Origin of the sequence: Paraburkholderia sp. SIMBA_027 (assembly GCF_046535315.1) — a bacterium.
Lineage (GTDB): Bacteria > Pseudomonadota > Gammaproteobacteria > Burkholderiales > Burkholderiaceae > Paraburkholderia > Paraburkholderia tropica.
The window spans coordinates 1-395 of the sequence record NZ_JAWRWY010000153.1; the positions used below are offsets into that span (position 1 = coordinate 1).

At 64.3% G+C, this 395-nt stretch carries 1 pseudogene; it reads right to left on the minus strand.

The features are described from left to right. Positions 1-284 (minus strand): annotated as a pseudogene (locus tag SB764_RS38555) (alginate lyase); the annotation flags it as partial. Positions 285-395 lie beyond the last annotated feature (111 nt).

The window sequence follows — 395 nt, forward strand, 5'->3', positions numbered from 1 at the left end:
CCCTCGTGCGGCAGCGTGCCTTCGGTATGCAGTTTGGCGAGCGCTCGCGGCGGGTCGTTCAGATGCGCCTGCACATTGTTCACCAGTGCCTTGACGCCGGGATCGGCGTTGGTCCGCTCGCTGGTTTGCAGCGCGGGCGCCGCACAAAAATTCATCGCGGCCCGGGCTTGCCGCAGCGGCAGCAACACGGCCGCGCCAGCCAACAATAGCGCGCAGGTCTGCTGCCACGTCTGGGCTCGCCTTATTGCGGTCCGGCTTTGCATCAATCGCACCTTTCGCGCCATGCGAAACTCCTCGTTAGGCTGATTCGGTGTGTGATGTTAGCCGTTTGCGGGCACAAACGACAGAACCGCGCACCACCCGCTTACAACGTGCGGGCGGTGCGCGGTCATGCA